This is a genomic window from Pseudomonas sp. Irchel s3b2 (genome assembly GCF_900187445.1).
Taxonomy (GTDB): Bacteria; Pseudomonadota; Gammaproteobacteria; order Pseudomonadales; family Pseudomonadaceae; genus Aquipseudomonas.
The window spans coordinates 1-20,760 of the sequence record NZ_FYEB01000016.1 but is presented as its reverse complement, the minus strand read 5'-3'; the positions used below and the strand labels follow the sequence as shown (position 1 = coordinate 20,760).

The 20,760-nt window shown below is 59.6% G+C and carries 15 protein-coding genes; 13 read left to right on the top strand and 2 right to left on the bottom strand.

The genetic code is table 11. The features are described 5' to 3' along the window. The first annotated feature begins 438 nt into the window (after positions 1-438). Positions 439-1,527, top strand: coding sequence for a 3-deoxy-7-phosphoheptulonate synthase (locus CKW20_RS24565; protein ID WP_095055200.1), 1,089 nt, complete (start codon positions 439-441; stop codon positions 1,525-1,527). Positions 1,528-1,584: 57 nt separating this feature from the next. On the opposite strand, the gene CKW20_RS24560 is transcribed toward CKW20_RS24565, so the two are convergent. Further along, the gene (locus tag CKW20_RS24560) at positions 1,585-2,637 is read right to left on the bottom strand and encodes a hypothetical protein (RefSeq protein WP_095055199.1); all 1,053 of its coding nucleotides are present in this window, start codon (positions 2,635-2,637) and stop codon (positions 1,585-1,587) included. 338 nt (positions 2,638-2,975) lie between these two features. Here CKW20_RS24560 and CKW20_RS24555 point away from each other — a divergent pair, with 338 nt between their 5' ends. From CKW20_RS24555 to CKW20_RS24505, 10 genes are all read left to right on the top strand, one after another. After that, positions 2,976-3,857: a triacylglycerol lipase gene (locus CKW20_RS24555; RefSeq protein ID WP_095055198.1), complete on the top strand. Its 882-nt coding sequence runs from the start codon at positions 2,976-2,978 to the stop codon at positions 3,855-3,857. 121 nt (positions 3,858-3,978) lie between these two features. After that, positions 3,979-4,260: a peptidylprolyl isomerase gene (locus CKW20_RS24550; protein ID WP_007898306.1), complete on the top strand. Its 282-nt coding sequence runs from the start codon at positions 3,979-3,981 to the stop codon at positions 4,258-4,260. A 135-nt stretch (positions 4,261-4,395) separates the two neighbouring features. After that, positions 4,396-6,264 carry an extracellular solute-binding protein gene (locus CKW20_RS24545; RefSeq protein ID WP_095055197.1) on the top strand — a complete coding sequence of 623 codons (1,869 nt, stop codon included), beginning with the start codon at positions 4,396-4,398 and terminating at the stop codon, positions 6,262-6,264. Further along, entirely contained in the window at positions 6,264-7,325 is a 1,062-nt protein-coding gene (locus tag CKW20_RS24540) for a microcin C ABC transporter permease YejB (RefSeq protein ID WP_095055196.1), read from the top strand. Before CKW20_RS24545 ends, CKW20_RS24540 begins: the two co-directional genes overlap by 1 nt. After that, positions 7,325-8,347, top strand: coding sequence for an ABC transporter permease (locus CKW20_RS24535; RefSeq protein WP_095055195.1), 1,023 nt, complete (start codon positions 7,325-7,327; stop codon positions 8,345-8,347). The genes CKW20_RS24540 and CKW20_RS24535 overlap by 1 nt, the downstream gene beginning before the upstream one ends. Before the next feature lie 27 nt (positions 8,348-8,374). Next, a complete protein-coding gene (locus CKW20_RS24530; RefSeq protein ID WP_095055194.1) occupies positions 8,375-9,955 on the top strand; it encodes an ABC transporter ATP-binding protein in 1,581 nt (526 codons plus the stop codon). Between the two features lie 122 nt (positions 9,956-10,077). Continuing rightward, positions 10,078-11,493, top strand: a complete 1,416-nt coding sequence (locus CKW20_RS24525) for a sigma-54-dependent Fis family transcriptional regulator (protein ID WP_095055193.1) — start codon at positions 10,078-10,080, stop codon at positions 11,491-11,493. Between the two features lie 285 nt (positions 11,494-11,778). Further along, positions 11,779-13,170 carry a GntP family permease gene (locus tag CKW20_RS24520; RefSeq protein ID WP_095055192.1) on the top strand — a complete coding sequence of 464 codons (1,392 nt, stop codon included), beginning with the start codon at positions 11,779-11,781 and terminating at the stop codon, positions 13,168-13,170. Positions 13,171-13,177: 7 nt separating this feature from the next. After that, on the top strand, positions 13,178-13,951 hold the full coding sequence (hbdH, locus tag CKW20_RS24515; RefSeq protein ID WP_095055191.1) for a 3-hydroxybutyrate dehydrogenase: 774 nt from the start codon (positions 13,178-13,180) through the stop codon (positions 13,949-13,951). Positions 13,952-14,098: 147 nt separating this feature from the next. Beyond that, positions 14,099-16,054: an acetoacetate--CoA ligase gene (locus CKW20_RS24505; protein ID WP_095055189.1), complete on the top strand. Its 1,956-nt coding sequence runs from the start codon at positions 14,099-14,101 to the stop codon at positions 16,052-16,054. Positions 16,055-16,170: 116 nt separating this feature from the next. Here CKW20_RS24505 and CKW20_RS24500 read toward each other — a convergent pair whose 3' ends face one another. Next, a complete protein-coding gene (locus CKW20_RS24500) occupies positions 16,171-17,280 on the bottom strand; it encodes a PilT/PilU family type 4a pilus ATPase (RefSeq protein ID WP_095055278.1) in 1,110 nt (369 codons plus the stop codon). Positions 17,281-17,399: 119 nt separating this feature from the next. Here CKW20_RS24500 and CKW20_RS24495 point away from each other — a divergent pair, with 119 nt between their 5' ends. Further along, positions 17,400-19,937, top strand: a complete 2,538-nt coding sequence (locus CKW20_RS24495; protein ID WP_095055188.1) for a PAS domain S-box protein — start codon at positions 17,400-17,402, stop codon at positions 19,935-19,937. A 66-nt stretch (positions 19,938-20,003) separates the two neighbouring features. After that, positions 20,004-20,279, top strand: coding sequence for a peptidylprolyl isomerase (locus CKW20_RS24490; RefSeq protein WP_007898282.1), 276 nt, complete (start codon positions 20,004-20,006; stop codon positions 20,277-20,279). Positions 20,280-20,760: the final 481 nt, after the last annotated feature.

Genomic DNA, 20,760 nt, shown 5'->3' with positions numbered 1-20,760 from the left:
ACCGCCAGCGCCTCGCGCTCGGTTGTGGCTGCCCGGGCGAATGACGTTTGTGCTTCGGTCAGCTTTTATTTTGGGTATTGGTTTAGCCACTGGCGCGCCTGATACCCACACGGCGCCCACTTTAAACGGGTCGCCACCAGAGAATTCTCAACCCCCGGTCGGCTCCCCGACCGGGGGTTTTGTTTTTTCAGCCCTGAACATTTTTAGCGTCAGATCAGACATCCAGGAGTTTTGAACATGAACTACGCCACTTATTACCGTTACGACAGCTTTACCGCCTGGCGATTTACCAGCCTCCGCTCGGGACAGCCTGCCGCCTCCGATCGGTCACCCACAGGTGGCAAGCACACACACGCAGCCAATCCGGCCAATTGTCGAACACCCCAGTAGGGCCGAGCGTGCGGGAACGAACCCGCCGCCAGCCCAGGAAGACCGAATATGAACTCGTCCGTCTCTGCTCTGCCACTGTCCACCCTGAGCCCTGCCAATGAAGCGCTGACTTTGCGTCTGCCCAGCTCATTGCAGCTTAAACAACAATTACCCCTCAGCAATGCCCTGACCCGGCAAGTCGCCGACCACCGTCAGGCGGTTCGCGCGATCCTCAACGGTGAAGACTCCCGTCTGTTGGTCATCGTCGGTCCCTGCTCGATTCACGATCCCCGTTCAGCCCTCGAATACGCCGCCAACCTGGCTCGTCTGTCCGCGCAAGTCAGCGATGAAATGCTGCTGGTAATGCGCGCCTACGTCGAAAAACCCCGCACCACGATCGGCTGGAAAGGCCTGGCCTACGACCCGCATCTGGATGGCAGCGACGATATGGCGGGCGGTTTGACGCTGTCCCGCGAATTGATGCGCGAAATGCTCCAACTGGGCTTACCCGTTGCTACCGAGTTGCTGCAGCCGATGGCCGCCGGCTACTTCGATGACCTGCTGAGCTGGGTCGCGATTGGCGCCCGTACCACCGAATCACAGATCCACCGGGAAATGGCCAGCGGCCTGAGCATGCCGGTAGGGTTCAAGAACGGTACCGATGGCGGTGTGGCTATCGCCAGCGACGCCATGCGCTCGGCCGCCCATCCGCATCGCCATTTCGGCGTCGATAGCCAAGGGCACCCTGCAATTATCCAGACACCAGGCAACCCCGACACCCACCTGGTACTGCGTGGTGGCCATCGCGGGCCGAACTACGACCGCGACAGCATTGCCCAAGTGCACAGCGATTTGACCAGACTCAAGATTCCGGCACGGATCATGGTCGACTGCAGCCATGCCAACAGCGGTAAAGATCCATTGCGTCAGCCAGCCGTGTTCAATGACGTGCTCGAACAACGCCTGCAAGGTGATCGCTCGCTGGTCGGCATGATGCTTGAAAGCCATTTGTTCGAAGGCTGCCAACCGTTGAGCCCGTCGCTGCGTTACGGCGTTTCGGTAACGGACGGCTGTCTTGGCTGGACCGGGACGGAACAATTGTTGCTGCAGGCAGCCGAGCGACTTCGTTCTCAGCGCCATACTCAACAACCAAAGTGACCAGTGCCCGCCGTCCGGTTTCAATCGAAAACCGGACGGTGGTTGACGTTAAATCAGCTATGACTGCACTTGCACCAACGTCACTTCGGACTGCTGGCTCACATCGTCGAGACGTTCAACTGAATAGGCTACTCGGACCGTCAAGTCCCGATGCTCGCGCCAGAATCTGTAGGGAACGATAAATACCAGCGACTGACCGGCCATTTCCCTGGATATTTCACGATCATCACGGTGACTGAAATGCTCCCCATCACATTTCAGATAGACCAGTTCCCCCTCCTCGGCTTGGGCATCGTCGATCACAATCGTGACACCATCGATCGCATCTTGCAGATCCAGCCAACCCTCATCGGCTTCCAGCACGGTAGGTGGCAAAAGCGGTCCTCGCTCCAGCGGGCCGATCAATAGCCGTGCAGGCTCTGAGAAGCGTGACGCTTGCCCCTTCTGCTCGACGCAATAGCTGATCGTAACAACTGCCCCGAGATTGGGTGCAATACAGTCGGGATTTACCCAAAACGATAGTTCGCCGCCGACTGCAAAAGATTCGATTTTCAATGCGTCATTGAAGCTCGCTTGTGGCGTAACACCTGCCCAGGACAACAAGACCCGATCTCCAGCCGCCATCCGGGCATACGGCCTGATCGTTACGCGCGCGCCCTCCGCGACCCTGTCCGGATCGAGCGTGCCGCCCACCGCATCGTCCACAATCACAGGCAACAAACCTGGCCGGGCATCACCGACGTTCAGGTATAAACGCCCGGACTCCACAGGTTCACGAAGGCGCGCAGTGTAGAGGATGTAGTAAACCTCGAGTGACCCACCGTCCAGTGCGGCGATGTGTACACCCGATACGCAAAAGACAATCGCCCTGCCCACCTGAGCTTCGCTGACAAAACGCGACACCTCATGCCAATACGCAACACCCTCTGAGTCGATACCTGACCAGCGCATGTCCAGCTTGTCTCCACAGACCATGTCGGGGTAAGCCGCGACGGTGACGATGGCCTTTTTTTCGGATGGATCGAGCGTAGCGTTAATCGCCTGGTCCAGCTGTGGTGCCACCCTATATTGCTCTACGACATTCAGGCTCTCTGCTTCACAAGTAGTCATTCATACGCTCCAGTCCTTGGAATAAATGCCGCCTTGACGGTCGGCATCAAACGAAGCCTATTGAACCTCACGACGCCGATCCGCGCTGCCGGACAATCGCGTCGGCTTGCACGGTAAAAGGACGTTTCAGAGGTAGGTCATTACGGAGAAGCGTTCAGCCATCGTTAAAAAGATGTCCGGAAATTCCGACCAAGACCTCATGTTCATCCGAACTTTCGTACCGTTTCTATTCCGTTTTCATCAGGTTGCAGCGGCTTTTCCATACATCGCCGAACGGCTGGTGTGCTTTAGAGTGCCCCTTGAGTACACACCTGACCTACTGCGAAAAAGGAATCTACATGCTAAGGAATGCAACCACTCAGTATCCCATCCTGCTGACCCATGGGCTCTTCGGCTTCGATCGCATCGGCAATCTGGAACTGTTCCATGACGTCAAGCTGGCCCTGAGAAGTGCCGGCGCGAGGGTTTTCATCCCACATCTGTCAGCTACCCACAGCAATGAAACCCGCGGCGAACAACTGTTGGCGCAGATCGATCGGGTATTGCAAGGAACCGGTGCAAGCAAAGTCAACCTGATCGGTCACAGTCAGGGCGCATTGGCTGCACGGTATGCCGGAGCACTGGCGCCGGAGGCGGTCGCCTCGGTGACATCGGTCAGCGGGCCGAACCATGGCTCGGAACTGGCCGACTTCCTGCGCAAGGCGCTGACGCCCGGGCGCCTGCCGGAGCATGTCGCCGGAGCGGTGGCCACCCTGTTCGCCGACTTCCTGTCGTTGCTCAGTGGCAACCGGCACCTGCCGCAGAACGCCATCGCCGCGCTCAATGCACTGACCACCGAAGGCGTCGGCGCATTCAACGACAAGTACCCTCAAGGCCTACCGAAAACCTGGGGCGGCAAGGGTCGCGAACTGGTGAACGGCGTGCGCTACTATTCCTGGAGCGGCACCCTGCAGGGAAACATTCCCGATGAGGGGCTCCATGCACTCAATCCGCTGCACGGTTTCCTGCGGGCCTTCTCCCACTATTTCACCACCGAAGCCGAGCAGAATGACGGCATGGTCGGCCGATTCAGTACCCATCTGGGGAAAGTGATCCGTTCGGACTATCCGCTGGATCATCTGGACAGCCTCGGCCAGACAACCGGTCAGGTCCGCAAGGGCATCGACCCAATCGCCCTGTACGTACAGCATGCCGAACGCTTGAGAAATGCCGGCCTTTAGGCAATGCCACGATGCCATGCGAGATAGACGGAACTGACATTGACGGAACTTTGAGAGAGAAATAGCCCACTGAATCCGGTAGGCTCCGCACTTTATTGAACATTGAATGGAGTATTTTCCCATGGCCAAAGCCACTGCCCGTCACATCCTGGTTTCCAGCGAAGAAAAGTGCAATGAACTCAAAGCCCAGATCGAGGCCGGTGCCGACTTCGCCGAAGTAGCCAAAGCCAACTCCAGCTGCCCGTCCAGCCGCCAGGGCGGTGACCTGGGTTCGTTCGGTCCAGGCCAGATGGTCAAGGAATTCGACACCGTGGTCTTCAGCGCACCGATCAACGTGGTACAAGGTCCGGTCAAGACCCAGTTCGGTTACCACCTGCTGGAAGTGACCAGCCGTCAGGACTGATCAACCCCTAAACTTTCTACACAACGGCCCGCCTTTTGGTGGGCCGTTGTGCTTTCGTTACGTGATACGGCTGGCGAGGGACGCGCCGCTAGCGTACAAATTGTGGTTATCGACCACCCGGCTCCAAGGCTGACAATGCGACTGGCTTTCCCTACTTTATTGTTCACTGCCGTGGCCCTGTTATTGAGTGCCGCCGGTGTGAACGCTGCACCGCAACATGCGTTGACCGTATACGGTGAACCGGCGAAGTATCCCGCTGGCTTCAGCCATTTCGCCTACACCAACCCGCAAGCGCCCAAGGGCGGCACGATGCGTCGCTCGGCGATGGAAATCGGTCATTTCGACCATATCTTGCCGTACATCGACAAGGGCACGGGTGTCACGCAGATCGACGGCTTGATCTACTCGCCCCTGGCCCAGCGCTCGCTAGACGAACCCTATACCGTTTACGGTCTGGTGGCCCAACAGATCGAGCGTTCCGACGACGGACTGTCTCTGCGTTTCTACCTGAATCCGAAGGCCCGTTTCGCCGACGGCAAGCCGATCACCGCCGAAGACGTGCGCTACACTTTCGACCTGCTGATGACCCAGGGCAGCCTGCGCTATCGCACGCAATTCGCCGACGTCAAAGGCGTCGAAGTAGAGTCGCCACTCACTGTCCGGTTCGACTTCAAGAGCAATGAAAACCGTACCCTGCCTCTGGACCTCGCGACCTTGCCGGTATTTCCCGAGCACTGGTGGAAGACCCGCGATTTCGCCAATGGTGGCGGTTACGAGCCGCCACTGGGCAGCGGGCCGTACCGCGTGAACAAGGTCGACTCCGGGCGCAGCATCACCTTCGAGCGTAATGCCGACTGGTGGGGCAAGGATTTACCGGTCAGTCGCGGCCTCTACAACTTCGATCATTTCAGCATCGAGTACTTCGGCGATACCGACGTTGCCCGTCAGGTGCTGCGTGGCGGCGCCTACGATTACAACCGCGAATTCTCCGCCACCGCTTACTCCATTGGTTACGAGAGCCCGGCCCTGAGCGACGGTCGCCTGCAAAAGGCCCACCTGGCCAAAGAGGCACCGCAAACGGCCCAGGGGTTTGTGTTCAACCTGCAAAACCCGATGTTTCAGGACCGCCGAGTGCGCCAGGCCCTGGCCATGCTCTGGGATTTCGAGTGGAGCAACCGGCAAATGATGCGCAACCTGTACATCCGCCAGCAGAGCTACTTTTCCAATACCGACCTTGCAGCCCGGCAACTGCCCGACGCAGGTGAGCGGGCGATTCTCGAACCGCTGCGCGGTCAAATCCCCGACGAAGTCTTCACCCAGGTCTTCGAAGCACCGAAAACCGACGGCAGCGGCGTGATTCGCGACAAACAGTTGCAAGCCCTGGACTTGCTCGAACAGGCGGGCTGGAAACCCGATGGCGATCAACTGGTGAATGCAGAAGGTCAACCGCTGAGCTTCACCTTCCTGATCAGCCAGAACGGCATGGACCGATTGCTGCTGCCTTATAAGCGCACCCTCAAACAAATCGGCATCGACATGAATATTCGCCACATCGACGCCTCCCAATACGTAAACCGCTTGATGTCCCGGGATTACGACATGATCGTCACCGGCTACCCGGTCACCACTTCGCCGGGCAACGAGTTGTACAACTATTTTGGCTCGGCGGCGGCCAACGATCCCGGTTCCAACAACTACATGGTGCTGAAGAACCCGGCGGTGGATACGCTGGTCAACGGCCTGGTCCGCGCCACCACCCAGGCTGACATGCTGCGCTACGCCCATGCCCTGGACCGTGTCCTGCAATGGAACTTCTATTGGATTCCCAATTATTACCCGCCAGGCAGCTCGACCGTGTGGTGGAACCGCTTCGGCATTCCCTCTGTACAGGCGAGCAATGACGCAGCCATCGAGAGTTGGTGGGAAGTGAGCTCCACTCCCTTGACCAACCAACAGATGACTGCCGAGCTCATCAAACGCGGCAAACCCGGAGGGCCACACTGATGTGGGCTTACGTATTGCGGCGCTTGCTGCTGATCATTCCGACACTGGTGATCATTCTTCTGGTCAATTTCATCATCGTTCAGGCCGCGCCTGGTGGCCCGGTGGAACAGGCCATTGCGCAGTTGCAAGGCATCGGCGGCACGAATGTCGGCGGCGGTTCCAGCGACGCCGTGCAGGGCAGTTCGCGTGCCAGTCGTGGACTCGATCCGCAGTTGATCAAAGAGATCGAAAAGCAATACGGCTTCGATAAGCCGGCACCGGAACGTCTGTGGTTGATGCTCAAGAACTACGCCCGCCTCGACTTCGGCAAGAGTTTTTTCCGCGGCGCCACCGTCACCGACCTGATCCTGGAAAAAATGCCGGTGACCATTTCCCTCGGGCTCTGGGCCACGCTGATCACTTATCTGGTGTCGATCCCTCTGGGCATCCGCAAGGCTGTGCACCATGGCAGCCATTTCGATATCTGGAGCAGCACCGCGATCATCATCGGTTATGCGATGCCGGCATTCCTGTTCGCAATGTTCCTGATCGTGGTTTTCGCCGGCGGCACCTCGTTGAACTGGTTCCCGGTGCGCGGACTGGTCTCGGACAATTTTGAGTCGCTGTCGACCCTGGGCAAAATCACCGATTACTTTTGGCACCTGGTACTGCCAGTGACGGCGCTGGTGGTCGGCGGTTTCGCCACGCTGACCATTCTCACCAAAAACTCCTTTCTGAATGAAATCACACGCCAGTATGTGGTTACTGCCCGTGCCAAGGGCTTGAGCGAACGCCGGGTGCTTTACGGCCATGTGTTTCGTAACGCGATGCTGTTGGTAGTGTCGGGGATTCCGCAGGCTTTCATCAGTGTATTTTTCGCCGGTTCGCTGCTGATCGAAGTGATTTTTTCCCTCGATGGCCTGGGTCGCATGAGTTACGAAGCTGCGGTTTCACGGGATTACCCGGTGGTCTTCGGTTCGCTGTTCATCTTCACCTTGTTCGGCCTGCTGATAAAACTCATCGGCGACCTTTGCTACACCCTGGTCGATCCACGTATCGACTTCGCGGCGAGGAACGCCTGATGTTCAAGCTCTCGCCGCTGGGCCGTCGCCGTTTCGACCGCTTCAAGAAAAACCGCCGGGGCTGGTGGTCGCTGTGGTTGTTTATCGGCCTGTTCCTGCTGACCTTGGGCGGCGAGCTGATCGCCAACGACAAACCGCTGATGGTCAGTTATCAGGGCTCGCTGTACTTCCCGGCGTTCAAACGCCACACCGAGCAGGAGTTCGGTGGGCAACTGCCGTTCCAGGCCGACTACCGCAGCGATTACGTGCAGAAGCTGATTCACAAGGACGGCGGCTGGATGCTGTTTCCGCCGATCCCGTTCAGCGACGACACGCCCAATTACGACCTCAACCAACCGGCGCCGAGTCCACCGTCGAAGGTCAACTGGCTGGGCACCGACGATCAGGCCCGGGACGTGCTGGCCCGGGTGATTTTCGGCGCACGGGTGTCGATTTTGTTTGCGTTGGCGCTGACGTTTATCAGCGCGCTGATCGGCATCGCCGCCGGTGCCCTGCAAGGCTATTACGGCGGCTGGGTCGACCTGCTCGGTCAGCGCTTGTTGGAAGTCTGGTCGGGGCTGCCGGTGCTGTACCTGCTGATCATTCTGTCGGGGTTCGTCGAGCCGAATTTCTGGTGGCTGCTGGGGATCATGGCGCTGTTTTCCTGGCTGGCTTTGGTGGACGTGGTGCGCGCCGAATTCCTGCGCGGGCGCAACCTGGAATACGTCAAGGCCGCCCGTGCGCTGGGCCTGACCGACCGTAAGGTGATCGTGCGGCACATTCTGCCCAACGCGATGAACGCCACCCTGAGTTATCTGCCGTTCATCCTGACCGGGGCGATCTCCACCCTCACGGCGTTGGACTTCCTCGGCTTCGGCATGCCGGCCGGCAGTGCGTCTCTGGGTGAATTGATCGGTCAAGGCAAGCAGAATCTGCAAGCGCCGTGGCTGGGGCTGACGGCGTTTTTCACCCTGGCGCTGATTCTTTCTTTATTAGTGTTCATTGGCGAGGCGTTGCGTGATGCCTTTGATCCACGATCTTGATCCACGATGATGAGACGGACTGTTGATATGAGTGACAACCTGATCGAAATCCGTGACCTCAACGTGGCCTTCAGCGGCCAGACCGTAGTGCGCAACCTGTGCCTGGACATCCGCCCCGGCGAATGCCTGGCGCTGGTCGGCGAGTCAGGTTGCGGCAAGTCGGTGACCGCCCACTCGATCCTGCAACTGCTACCCGAGACCGGCACTGAAACCACCGGCAGCATTCGCTATCGAGACCAGGAATTGATCGGCACCGACATCAAGGTTTTGCGCGAGCTGCGCGGCAACCGGATCGCGATGATCTTTCAGGAGCCGATGACCTCCCTCAACCCGCTGCACAGCATTGAAAAGCAGATCGGCGAAACCCTGCTATTGCATAAAGGGCTGGGCGGCAAAGCGGCGCAAGCGCGGACTCTCGAGTTACTTCAACTGGTGGGCATCCAGAAACCCGAAGAGCGGCTCAAGGCCTATCCCCATCAGTTGTCCGGCGGTCAGCGGCAACGGGTGATGATCGCCATGGCCCTGGCCTGCGAGCCGGAATTGCTGATCGCCGATGAGCCGACTACCGCGCTGGATGTGACAGTGCAGCGCAAGATCCTGCTGCTGCTCAAGTCCCTGCAACAACGGCTCGGCATGTCACTGTTGCTGATCAGCCACGACCTCAATCTGGTGCGCAGCATCGCCCAGCGAGTGTGCGTAATGAAAGCCGGGGAAATCGTCGAGCAGGCGCCCTGCGAAATACTGTTCACCGAGCCGAAACATCCTTACAGCCGCGTGCTGTTGAACGCCGAACCGGAAGGCGAAGCCCTGTCCCGGGACGAGCGTGAAAAGGTGCTGGAAGTGGACAATTTGCACGTACAGTTCGCCCTCGGTGGCGGGCTGTTTCAGCGTAAAACTTACTTACGCGCGGTGGATGGCATCAGCCTGAATGTTCAGCGCGGCAAGACCTTGGGCATCGTCGGCGAGTCCGGATCGGGCAAATCCACACTCGGTCAGGCGATCCTGCGCTTGCTCGACTCGCAGGGCAGCATTCGCTTTCAGGGTGAGGCCCTGGATGGCCTGACGCAAAAGCAGCTGCGACCGTGGCGCAAAAAGATGCAGGTGGTATTTCAGGATCCCTTCGGCAGCCTCAGCCCGAGGATGTCGGTGGCGCAGATCATCAGTGAAGGTCTTGAGGTTCACAGCCAGTCCACCCCGGACGAATGCGAAGCGCAAGTGATCCAGGTGCTGGAAGAAGTCGGCCTCGACCCGCAAAGTCGTCATCGCTACCCGCACGAGTTCTCCGGCGGCCAACGCCAACGCATCGCCATTGCCCGCGCGCTGGTACTGAAACCGGCGCTGATCCTGCTCGACGAACCGACCTCGGCGCTGGATCGCACGGTGCAAAAACAAGTGGTCGCCCTGCTCCGCCAGCTTCAGGAAAAACATGGCCTGACCTACCTGTTCATCAGCCACGACCTGGCCGTGATACGCGCCCTGGCCCACGACATGATCGTGATCAAGGATGGCAAAGTGGTGGAAAGCGGCGCGAGCCACGACGTGTTTGATTCGCCGCAGCATCCGTATACCAAAGAGCTGTTGGCGGCGGCGCGTCCGGGGTGGGCATAATCGGCGCCATGCAGTCAGACCGCGTCGCGGCCTTAGCTCCTACGGATCACCTCGACCTGTAGGAGCGAGGCTTGCCCGCGAAGGCGCCCGCACAGACAACAAACATTCTGGACATGAAGCCCATGAACACCACCGAAAGCCTCAAGGACTACCAGCGCGTTCGCACCCTGGCGATCCGCTCGCTGTTCGAGATCATCGAGCAATCGAGCGAAGGCACGGTGATTGTCGACCGCGACGCGAACATCGTCTGGATGAACGAGCGTTACGCAAAGCGTTTCGGTCTCGAATCGGCCGCTGGTGCGATCGGCAGGGCCTGTGAAAGTGTGATTCCCGGCAGTCTGTTGCGCGAGGTGGTGCGCACCGGACGACCCATTCTGCTGGACATGCAGGACACCCCCAAGGAACCGCTGGTGGTGATGCGCCTGCCGATTCACGACGATGCCGGCGCGGTGATCGGCGCCATCGGCTTTGCCCTGTTCGACGAATTGCGCAGCCTGTCGCCGATGCTCAAACGCTACCTGAGCATGCAGGAAGAACTGGCCTCTACCCGCTCGCTGCTGCGGGCACGGCAGACCAAGTACAACTTCGCCCATTTCATCGGCACCAGCGCCGCCAGCCTGGAAGTCAAACGCCGCGCCCGGCGCAGCGCCAGTGCCGAGTCTCCGGTGTTGTTGCTCGGCGAAACCGGTACCGGCAAGGAGCTGCTGGCCCAAGCAATTCACGGCGCCTCCCCTCGGGCGCACAAAGCCTTCGTCAGCATCAACAGCGCGGCGATTCCCGAATCACTGCTGGAAGCCGAGTTCTTTGGTACCGCCCCCGGCGCATTCACCGGCGCCGATCGCAAGGGCCGCACCGGCAAGTTGCAGATCGCTCAGGGCGGCACGCTGTTTCTCGACGAGATCGGCGACATGCCGCTGCCGCTGCAAAGCAAGTTGCTGCGGGTGCTGCAGGAAAAGGAATTCGAGCCGGTTGGTTCCAACGAAGTGATCCAGAGTGATGTGCGGGTAATCGCGGCCACTTCCACCGATCTGGAGGCGGCAATCAAACGCGGCGAGTTTCGTGCCGATTTGTATTACCGTCTCAACGTCCTGCCGATCCAGGTGCCGCCCCTGCGTGATCGCCTCGACGACCTGCCGGCCCTCAGTGAAGCGATTCTGGAAGAGCTGCTCAGTCAGCACGAACTGAACCCCGAAGCCTTGGAGTTGCTGGGTCAACACGCCTGGCCGGGGAACATCCGCGAACTGCGCAACGTGCTGGAACGCGCGGCCTTGCTCAGTGATGATTTGATGCTGAATGCAGCGGATATCCGCGCGGCAATTGGCAGTTTTATGCCGGTGCAGCGTGTGACGCCTCCGCCCCTTGAACCGATTGCCCATGAAACCTTCAGTGAGGCTCGCGAACGGTTTGATCGGCAGTTGATTGAATCCGCCCTCGCGCAATGCGGTGGGAAGGTTATCGAAGCGGCAGCACGGTTGGGGTTGGGGCGATCGACGCTGTACAAGAAAATGGTGGCGTTGGGGATTGCGGAGTCTCAATAACGAGACGTTGATCTCCATTGGTAGATATGGCCTCTTCGCGGGCAAGCCTCGCTCCTACAGATAGTGCAAATGTTGTAAATCACCACAATCCCGTAGGAGCGAGGCTTGCCCGCGAAAGCGTCGGCCCAGTCACCAAAAATCTCAATACAGAGACAAAAACTCACAAACCCACTTCAAAAATCTATAATCCCTTTAAATTTCAACAACTTATCTTCTGGCACGAAACTCGCTATAGCCCTCCCAACAAAGCTTCACCTACAAAAATAACAATCCAGGAGACACACCATGAGTGTGATCATTGCCTTGGCAGCCCTCACGCTGCTGATGGTGGCTGCTTACCGTGGCTACAGCGTTATCCTCTTTGCCCCGATCGCCGCCCTCGGCGCCGTCCTGCTCACCGACCCTTCCGCCGTTGCCCCAGTCTTCACCGGGGTGTTCATGGAAAAAATGGTCGGTTTCGTCAAACTGTATTTCCCGGTGTTCCTGCTCGGTGCCGTATTCGGCAAGCTGATCGAGTTGTCGGGCTTCTCGCGATCCATTGTTGCAGCGGCCATTCGCTTGCTCGGTACTCGTCAGGCGATGCTGGTGATCGTACTGGTCTGCGCCCTGCTCACTTACGGCGGCGTGTCGCTGTTTGTGGTGGTGTTTGCGGTCTACCCGTTTGCCGCCGAGATGTTCCGCCAGAGCAATATTCCCAAGCGCCTGATCCCGGCGACCATCGCCCTCGGCGCGTTCTCGTTCACCATGGACGCCCTGCCCGGTACGCCGCAGATCCAGAACATCATCCCCAGCACTTTCTTCAACACCACTGCCTGGGCCGCACCGTGGCTGGGGGTGATCGGCACGATTTTCGTGTTTTGCGCCGGTATGCTGTTTTTGCAGAGCCAGCGCAACAAGGCCCAGCGCAAGGGTGAAGGTTATGGTTCGGCGCTGCGCAACGAGCCGGAAACCGCGCCGGACATCAAGCTGCCCAACCCATGGATCGCGCTGTCGCCGCTATTGATGGTGGGCCTGATGAACCTGCTATTCACCCGTTGGATTCCAGAGTGGTATGGCAAGACTCACAGCCTTTCGCTGCCGGGCATGGCAGCGCCGGTGACCACCGACATCGCCAAGCTGACAGCGATCTGGGCGGTCCAGGCGGCCTTGCTGGTGGGCATCGTCATGGTGCTGGTGTTCGCCTTCCAGACGATTCGCGGCAAGTTGGCCGAAGGCAGTAAAAGTGCGGTCAGCGGCGCATTACTGGCAGCGATGAACACAGCATCGGAATACGGTTTCGGTGCAGTGATCGCTTCGCTACCGGGTTTTCTGGTGCTGTCCGGCTGGCTCAAAAGCATTCCCAATCCGCTGGTCAACGAAGCGATTACCGTCACCCTGCTGGCCGGCATCACCGGTTCGGCGTCGGGCGGCATGAGCATCGCCCTGGCAGCGATGTCCGAGACGTTCATCAGCGCCGCCCACGCCGCCAATATTCCATTGGAAGTGCTGCACCGGGTCGCCGCGATGGCCAGTGGCGGCATGGACACCCTGCCGCACAACGGCGCGGTGATTACTTTGCTGGCGGTTACCGGTTTGACCCACCGCGAGGCCTACAAAGACATTTTCTGTATTACGCTGATCAAGACACTCGCTGTTTTTGTGGTGATCGGTACTTTCTACGCCACTGGCATTGTGTGAGGTATTCATGACGACTCTTTCGGGCAAGACCGCACTGGTCACCGGTTCCACCAGCGGCATTGGCCTGGGAATCGCACTGAGCCTGGCCAAGGCCGGCGCCAACTTGATTCTCAACGGTTTCGGCGATGCCTCCAGGGTGATTGCCGAAGTGGAGCAATTCGGCGGCAAGGTCGGCCATCATCCAGCCGACGTCAGCGACGCGGCGCAGATCGCCGACATGATCGAGTACGCCGAGCGTGAGTTCGGCGGCGTGGATATCCTGGTCAACAACGCGGGCATCCAGCACGTGGCGTCGGTGGAAGATTTTCCGGTGGAGCGCTGGGACTCGATCATTGCGATCAACCTGTCGTCGGTGTTTCACAGCACCCGTTTGAGCTTGCCGGGCATGCGCACCAAGGGCTGGGGACGGATCATCAACATCGCTTCGGTGCATGGCCAGGTCGGTTCGGTGGGTAAGGCGGCGTACGTCGCGGCCAAGCATGGTGTGATCGGCCTGACCAAGGTGGTCGGTCTGGAAACCGCTACGACGAACGTCACTTGCAACGCCATCTGCCCGGGTTGGGTGCTGACGCCGCTGGTGCAGAAGCAGATCGATGATCGCGCCGCGACCGGGATCGAGCCGCAGCAGGCGCAACATGATTTGCTGGCCGAGAAGCAGCCGTCGCTGGAGTTCGTGACCCCGCCGCAGCTGGGTGAGTTGGTGCTGTTTTTATGCAGCGAAGCCGGTAGCCAAGTGCGGGGCGCTGCGTGGAATATTGATGGTGGATGGTTGGCGCAATGAATCACCGATAACCCCTGTGGCGAGGGAGCTTGCTCCCGTTCGGCTGCGAAGCAGTCGTAAATCGGTTTGGGACAGCTGCGCTGTCCAGCGGGAGCAAGCTCCCTCGCCACAGTAGACTGTGTACACATAAGAAAAAGAGGCCAAGCCATGTCCGACATCCTCTGGCAACCCGGCACCGAGCGCATCGGCAAGACCCGCATGGAGGCCTTCCGGCGCTTCGTCAATCAGCGCCATACCCTTGAGATCGCCGGCTACCCTGCCTTGCACCAATGGAGCATCGATCAGAGGGCAGCTTTCTGGCAGGCCATCGTCGATTTCTTCGACATCCGTTTTCACGATCAGCCAGACGCGGTGCTGATAGAGGGCGCACAAATGCCCGGCGCCCAGTGGTTCCCCGGCGCCACGCTGAATTTCGCCGAGCACTTGCTGCGCCGTCGCGACGATGCCGTGGCAGTGGTGGCCATCGGCGAAAACGGCCAACGGGAACAACTGACCTGGGCCGAACTCGCGAGCCATGTCGCCGGTTTTCAAAACGGCCTGAAAGCCGCCGGTGTCGGCCTTGGCGACCGCGTGGCCGCGTGCATGCCGAACACCTGGCAAACCCTGGTGGCCATGCTTGCCACCACCAGTCTGGGCGCGATCTGGTCCTGTTCCTCACCTGACTTCGGCACCCACGGGGTGATCGACCGTTTCGGCCAGATCGAGCCGAAAGTACTCATCACCTGCGCCGGTTACCGCTACGCCGGTAAAGAGATCGACCAGAGCGCCAAGGTCAACGAAATCCTCGGACAACTGCCGTCCCTGCAGCAGTTGATCGTTGTGCCTTACGTACGCGCCCAGGCGCGCATCAAGGATTTCCATTGCCAGGCCAACGTGACGCTGTGGGATGATTTCTACGACCCGGGCGGCGAGCCACAATTCGTCCCCGTGCCCTTCGCCCATCCGCTGTACATCCTCTATTCCAGCGGCACCACTGGCGTGCCGAAGTGCATTGTTCACAGCACCGGCGGCGTGCTGCTGCAACACGTCAAGGAGCATGGCCTGCACACCGATCTCGGCCCCAGCGACCGTTTGTTCTACTACACCACCTGTGGCTGGATGATGTGGAACTGGCTGGTCTCGGCCCTGGCTGTCGGCAGCGCCGTGGTGTTGTATGACGGCTCGCCATTTCATCCAGGTCCGGAGCGCTTGATTGACCTGATCGACGACGAACGCATCAACGTCTTCGGCACCAGTCCCAAGTTCCTCACCGCGCTGGAAAGCAATGGCCTGAAGCCGTGCGAAAGTCATGATCTGAGCAGCCTGAAAACCGTGCTGTCCACCGGTTCCGCGCTGTCGCCGCAAAGCTTTGATTACGTCTATCGCGCGTTCAAGTCCGACCTGTGCCTGTCCTCGATGTCCGGCGGTACCGACATCGTGTCGTGCTTTGTGATCGGTAACCCGGTGCTGCCGGTGCGCCGTGGCGAAATGCAGTGCAAGGGCCTGGGCATGGCGGTGGAAGTCTGGAACGACGCCGGGCAGCCTGTGATAGGGGAAAAAGGCGAACTGGTGTGCACTCGACATTTTCCGGCCATGCCCATCGGTCTGTGGAACGACCCTGACGGAGAGAAGCTGCGAAAGTCCTATTTCAGCCTGTTCCCCGGCATCTGGGCCCAAGGCGATTACGCCGAGCAACTGCCCCATGGCGGCATGCTGATCCATGGGCGTTCCGATGCGGTACTCAACCCCGGCGGTGTACGCATCGGCACAGCAGAAATCTATCGTCAGGTGGAGAAAGTCCCGCAGGTGCTGGACAGCGTGGCCATCGGTCAGCAATGGCAGGATGACGTGCGGGTGGTACTGTTCGTGAAGTTGCGCAACGGTGTCGAGCTGGACGAAGCGCTGCAACAACAGATTCGCCAAGTCATCCGCGCCAACACCACACCCCGGCATGTACCAGCGAAGATTGTCGCGGTGACGGACATTCCGCGGACCATCAGCGGCAAGGTGGTCGAGCTGGCGGTGAGGAATGTGGTGCATGGCCAGAAGGTGAAGAACACCGATGCACTGGCCAATCCCGAGGCGCTGGAGCAGTTTCGCGACCGCCCCGAATTGAACGATTGAAACGTAGATCCACTGTGGGAGCGATCCTGCTCGCGATGGCGCCGGGACAGTCAAACATTGATGTCGCCTGACACACCGCTATCTCGCTCCCACATGTTTGATCAGCGGCGGCCCCGTCAGTCTACTAATCCCCATTCCCCCGGCGGTGAATGGGGCCCGGGGGTAGCCTCTGCATGCATTTTCAGGCGCAGGCGCAAGTTGTTCACCGAATCCGCATGTTTCAACGCCTCTGCCTCATCAATCGCACCTTCGGCAAACAGCTCAAACAGCGCCCCATCAAACGTCTGCATCCCCGCTTCTGAAGACTTTTCCATAATCCCCTTGAGTTCAGAAAGCTCATTGCGCCGGATCAAGTCGCCGATGGTCGGCGTTCCCAGCATCACCTCCACCGCCGCCCGGCGCTGCCCATCGCGGGTACGTACCAGACGCTGGGAAACAAAGGCCTTGAGGTTATTGCCCAGGTCATGGAGCAATTGCGCCCGACGCTCTTCGGGAAAGAAATTGATCACGCGGTCCAGCGCCTGATTGGCGTTGTGCGCATGCAAAGTGGAAATCACCAGATGACCGGTATCGGCAAACGCCAGCGCGTGCTCCATGGTCTCTCGGTCGCGGATCTCGCCGATCAGCACCACGTCCGGTGCCTGGCGCAGGGTGTTTTTCAGCGCGGCGTGGAAACTGCGGGTATCGACGCCGACCTCACGCTGGTTGATGATTGATTTCTTGTGCCGATGGATAAACTCGACCGGGTCTTCAATGGTGATGATATGGCCACTGCTGTGACGGTTGCGGTAATCGATCAGCGCCGCCAGCGAGGTCGACTTGCCCGAGCCGGTCGAGCCGACGAACAGTATCAGCCCTTGTTTGAGCATCACGGTTTCGAGCAGCACCGGCGGCAACTTGAGGTCTTCGAAGCGTGGAATGTCGAGTTTGATGTTGCGCGCCACGATAGACACATCGTTACGCTGCTTGAAAATATTGAGCCGAAAGCGCCCGACTCCGGCCAATGATAGCGCCAGGTTCATCTCCAGTTCCCTATCGAACTCCAGGCGCTGCTCGGCGTCCATGATGGACGCGGCAACGGCCGCCACTTCCCCCGGCTTGAACGGTTGATCGGTCAGGGATTTGAGCACACCGTCAAATTTCGCGCTGGGTGGCGCGCCGGTGGACAGGTAAAGATCGGAGCCATTGCGGCTGGCCAGAATCTGCAACAGTGCATCGATTTCCATGGCAAAAAGCACCCGCGAAGCATTCAATTGAAAAAATGACCCAAAACGGGTCATCCAGCGTCTACCGCCATGCAAGGATAGTAGACGCCGCCACACCGACTGACGCGCAGGACATTGTAATGAACGCACCACCGACCGCCAGCGACGCCCAGGCCCTGATTGCCCGACTGGACTGGACAAACAACCCGCTGGGCGCCGCCGATCATTGGCCGCAGAGCCTGCGCACCGCCGTGGACATTGTGATCCACTCGCCGATGCCCATGCTGTTGCTGTGGGGTCCGCAGCTCACACAGATCTACAACGACGGCTTCGCCCTTCTCGCCGGCAGCAAACACCCTCACGCTTTCGGGCAACCGACGCACCTGATCTGGCCAGAACTGAAAGACTTCACCGACCCGATTTACAGCGCCGTCCTACAGGGACAGGTGCGAACCTACAGCGAACAGCGCTTCACCTTGCAGCGTGACGGTCAGGATTCCGACTTCTGGCTGGATTTGACCTACAGCCCCATTCGCAATGAAAGCGCCGAGGTTGCCGGGATTCTGGTCACCGCCATCGAAACCAACGAACGCCGGCGCATCGCCCTGGAACTCGAACAGCGCTCCGCCGCCAGCCTCAAGGCCCAGCAAGAAACCGAGCAGCGCCTGCAACTGGCACTGGCCGCTACCGATGCCGTCGGCACTTGGGACTGGGACATCGGCGAAGACCGTTTCATCGCTGATGCCCACTTCGCCCAACTGCATGGAATCAACCCGGCCATGGCCAGCCAGTTGCCCATCAGCGAATACCTCCACGGCGTGCACCCGGAAGATCGCGCCATGATTGCCCGCAGCATCAAGCATTGCATCACCCATGGCAGCGAGTACGCCGAGGAGTATCGCTTGCTGCAACCTGACGGCCAACTGCGCTGGGTGTTTGCCCGAGGCCGCTGCTACAAGGACCATCATGGCCGGCCGATCCGTTTCCTTGGCGCGGCACTGGACCTGACCGAACGCAAACACATCGAGCAGGCCTTGCGCCAGAGCCAGACCGAGCTGCAACTGATCATCAACGCCATGCCAATCCTGATCAGTTACGTCGACAGCGAGGAGCGCTTTCGCCTGAACAATGCCGCCTATCTGGAATGGTACGGTCTGACGCCCCAGGAGCTTTACGGCCGCACCATCCGTGAGGTGCTGGGCGAGGAAGCTTATGCCTTGCGCGCCGAATACATTGCCGAGGCATTGAAAGGCAAGGCTTGCAGTTTCAGCATCAGCACCCCGCACCGCGATGGCAGCATCCGTCAGGCCTTGATGAACTACCTGCCCCGTCATGGCCCGGACGGCGCGGTGAATGGCTTTTACATCTTCGTGATCGACGAGACCGAGCGCAAACAGACCGAAGAAGCCCTGCGCAACCTTAACGAAACCCTTGAAGAACGGGTGAGCGCCCGCACTCAACAATTGGCCGAAACCAACCAGCGGCTGCAAAACGAGATGTTCGAACGCGAGCGCGCCGAAGACGCCTTGCGGCATGCACAGAAAATGGAAGCGGTCGGACAACTCACGGGCGGCATCGCCCATGACTTCAACAACATGCTCACGGGAATCATCGGCAGTCTTGATTTGATGCAACGCTACATCGCCAATGGTCGCGCTGACGAGATCGGTCGTTTTACCGACGCCGCGGTGTCCTCGGCCCACCGCGCCGCTGCGCTGACCCATCGCCTGCTGGCGTTCTCCCGACGTCAGTCGCTGGATCGCAAACCGCTGAATGCCAACCAGCTGGTGCTTTCTCTGGAAGATTTGTTCAGGCGGACCAAGGGCGATCACATCGAGATGCGGCTGCAACTGGCCGACGAAGTCTGGCCGGTCAGCACTGACGTCAGTCAACTGGAAAACGCTCTGCTCAACCTCGTCATCAATGCCCGGGATGCGATGCCCGAAGGCGGCGAGTTGCTGATCGAAACCGCCAACGTTCACCTCGACGGTAGCGACATCACCCCCCTGGAACCGGTCAGGGCCGGGGATTACCTGATGATTGCGGTCAGCGACAACGGTGCCGGCATGACCCCGTCTGTGTTGGCCAAGGCCTTCGATCCGTTCTTCACCACCAAACCCATCGGCCAGGGCACCGGTCTTGGACTGTCGATGATTTATGGTTTCGCCCAGCAGTCTGGCGGGCACGTCAGCCTTCACAGCCTGCCGGGCCAAGGCACCTGCGTTCGCCTGTATTTGCCACGGTTGCACGTTGCGCTGCCAGAGCACACTTTGCTGCCGGCCACTGGCGAAGCACCGGCAGCGATTGCCGGTGAGACCGTGGTGTTGGTGGAAGACGATCCGGCGGTGCGCATGCTGGTGCTCGACCTGCTCAATGAACTGGGTTATCACGCCCATGAAGCCGAAGACGCCAAGGCTGCCCTGCCCTTGCTGGAATCTGACCTGCGGGTCGATCTGCTGGTGACCGATGTCGGTCTGCCGGGCATGAACGGTCGACAGCTGGCGGAAATCGCCCGTCAGCACCGTCCGGGTCTCAAGGTGCTGTTCATGACCGGTTACGCGCAGAACGCCGCCGAACGCCAGGGTTTCCTTGAGGAAGGTATGGACATGGTGGCCAAACCCTTTTCCATTGACCTGTTGGCCCACAAGATTCGCACGATGATCGGCCAAGCGGACTGAGTTAAGGCATAATCGCGCGCCCTACGCTGACACCAACATAGCCACCACCGTTGCAAGGTACTGCCAATGAAAGCCCAAGCCCGCCATATTCTGGTGAAAACCTCGGAAGAAGCCGAGCAGCTCAAACAACGCATCGCCAAGGGCGAAGCCTTCGATGTGCTGGCCAAGAAATACTCCACGTGCCCGTCCGGCAAACGCGGCGGCGACCTGGGTGAAGTGCGGCCCGGGCAGATGGTCGGGGTGATCGATGCGGTGATCTTCAAAAAACCGCTGCGGGTGGTGCATGGGCCGATCAAGAGCAAGTTCGGGTATCACCTGGTGCAGGTGTTTTACCGGGATTGATCGGTTGCCTTCAAGGCCCCATCGCGGGCTTGCCCTAGCTTTTCGTAGGAGCCAGGCTTGCCGGCGAAGGCGCTCTTAAGGACGCCTTCGCCGGCAAGCCTGACTCCTACAAGTCCGATTTACCCTTAACTGACTGGCATTAGGGCTTGCCGGCGATAGCCATGGGTATCTACACATCTCTTGAACTACAGATTCACTGCCGGGGTTTGGTGCTTGGCGCTTAGTGCTTGGTGTTGGGCGTACATATCCGTTTCTGCGGTCACGGCCGCTGGCGGTTTCGCTTTTACAGCGAGTCACTTGGAAAAGCCCCAAGTAACCAAGGGCTCTTGCCCCGCCATTCGGTGCCTCGCCCAGGCTCGGCATGCCCTCACTCCGGCATTGCTCCGGGGGCCCGCCGCCATCGGCCATCCATGGCCGGGGGCGGCTACCGCGGCATCCTTGCCGCGGTGCCCCCTACGCAATACCTGCGTTCGGCCTCTGG

Excerpts from the sequence above, each read along its gene's own strand:
- CKW20_RS24560 (WP_095055199.1), bottom strand. The coding sequence starts at position 2,637 with ATGACTACTTGTGAAGCAGAGAGCCTGAATGTCGTAGAGCAATATAGG.
- CKW20_RS24535 (WP_095055195.1), top strand. The coding sequence starts at position 7,325 with ATGTTCAAGCTCTCGCCGCTGGGCCGTCGCCGTTTCGACCGCTTCAAG.
- CKW20_RS24530 (WP_095055194.1), top strand. The coding sequence starts at position 8,375 with ATGAGTGACAACCTGATCGAAATCCGTGACCTCAACGTGGCCTTCAGC.
- CKW20_RS24550 (WP_007898306.1), top strand. The coding sequence starts at position 3,979 with ATGGCCAAAGCCACTGCCCGTCACATCCTGGTTTCCAGCGAAGAAAAG.
- CKW20_RS24555 (WP_095055198.1), top strand. The coding sequence starts at position 2,976 with ATGCTAAGGAATGCAACCACTCAGTATCCCATCCTGCTGACCCATGGG.
- CKW20_RS24545 (WP_095055197.1), top strand. The coding sequence starts at position 4,396 with ATGCGACTGGCTTTCCCTACTTTATTGTTCACTGCCGTGGCCCTGTTA.
- CKW20_RS24505 (WP_095055189.1), top strand. The coding sequence starts at position 14,099 with ATGTCCGACATCCTCTGGCAACCCGGCACCGAGCGCATCGGCAAGACC.
- CKW20_RS24500 (WP_095055278.1), bottom strand. The coding sequence starts at position 17,280 with ATGGAAATCGATGCACTGTTGCAGATTCTGGCCAGCCGCAATGGCTCC.
- CKW20_RS24495 (WP_095055188.1), top strand. The coding sequence starts at position 17,400 with ATGAACGCACCACCGACCGCCAGCGACGCCCAGGCCCTGATTGCCCGA.
- CKW20_RS24520 (WP_095055192.1), top strand. The coding sequence starts at position 11,779 with ATGAGTGTGATCATTGCCTTGGCAGCCCTCACGCTGCTGATGGTGGCT.
- CKW20_RS24540 (WP_095055196.1), top strand. The coding sequence starts at position 6,264 with ATGTGGGCTTACGTATTGCGGCGCTTGCTGCTGATCATTCCGACACTG.
- CKW20_RS24525 (WP_095055193.1), top strand. The coding sequence starts at position 10,078 with ATGAACACCACCGAAAGCCTCAAGGACTACCAGCGCGTTCGCACCCTG.
- hbdH (WP_095055191.1), top strand. The coding sequence starts at position 13,178 with ATGACGACTCTTTCGGGCAAGACCGCACTGGTCACCGGTTCCACCAGC.
- CKW20_RS24565 (WP_095055200.1), top strand. The coding sequence starts at position 439 with ATGAACTCGTCCGTCTCTGCTCTGCCACTGTCCACCCTGAGCCCTGCC.
- CKW20_RS24490 (WP_007898282.1), top strand. The coding sequence starts at position 20,004 with ATGAAAGCCCAAGCCCGCCATATTCTGGTGAAAACCTCGGAAGAAGCC.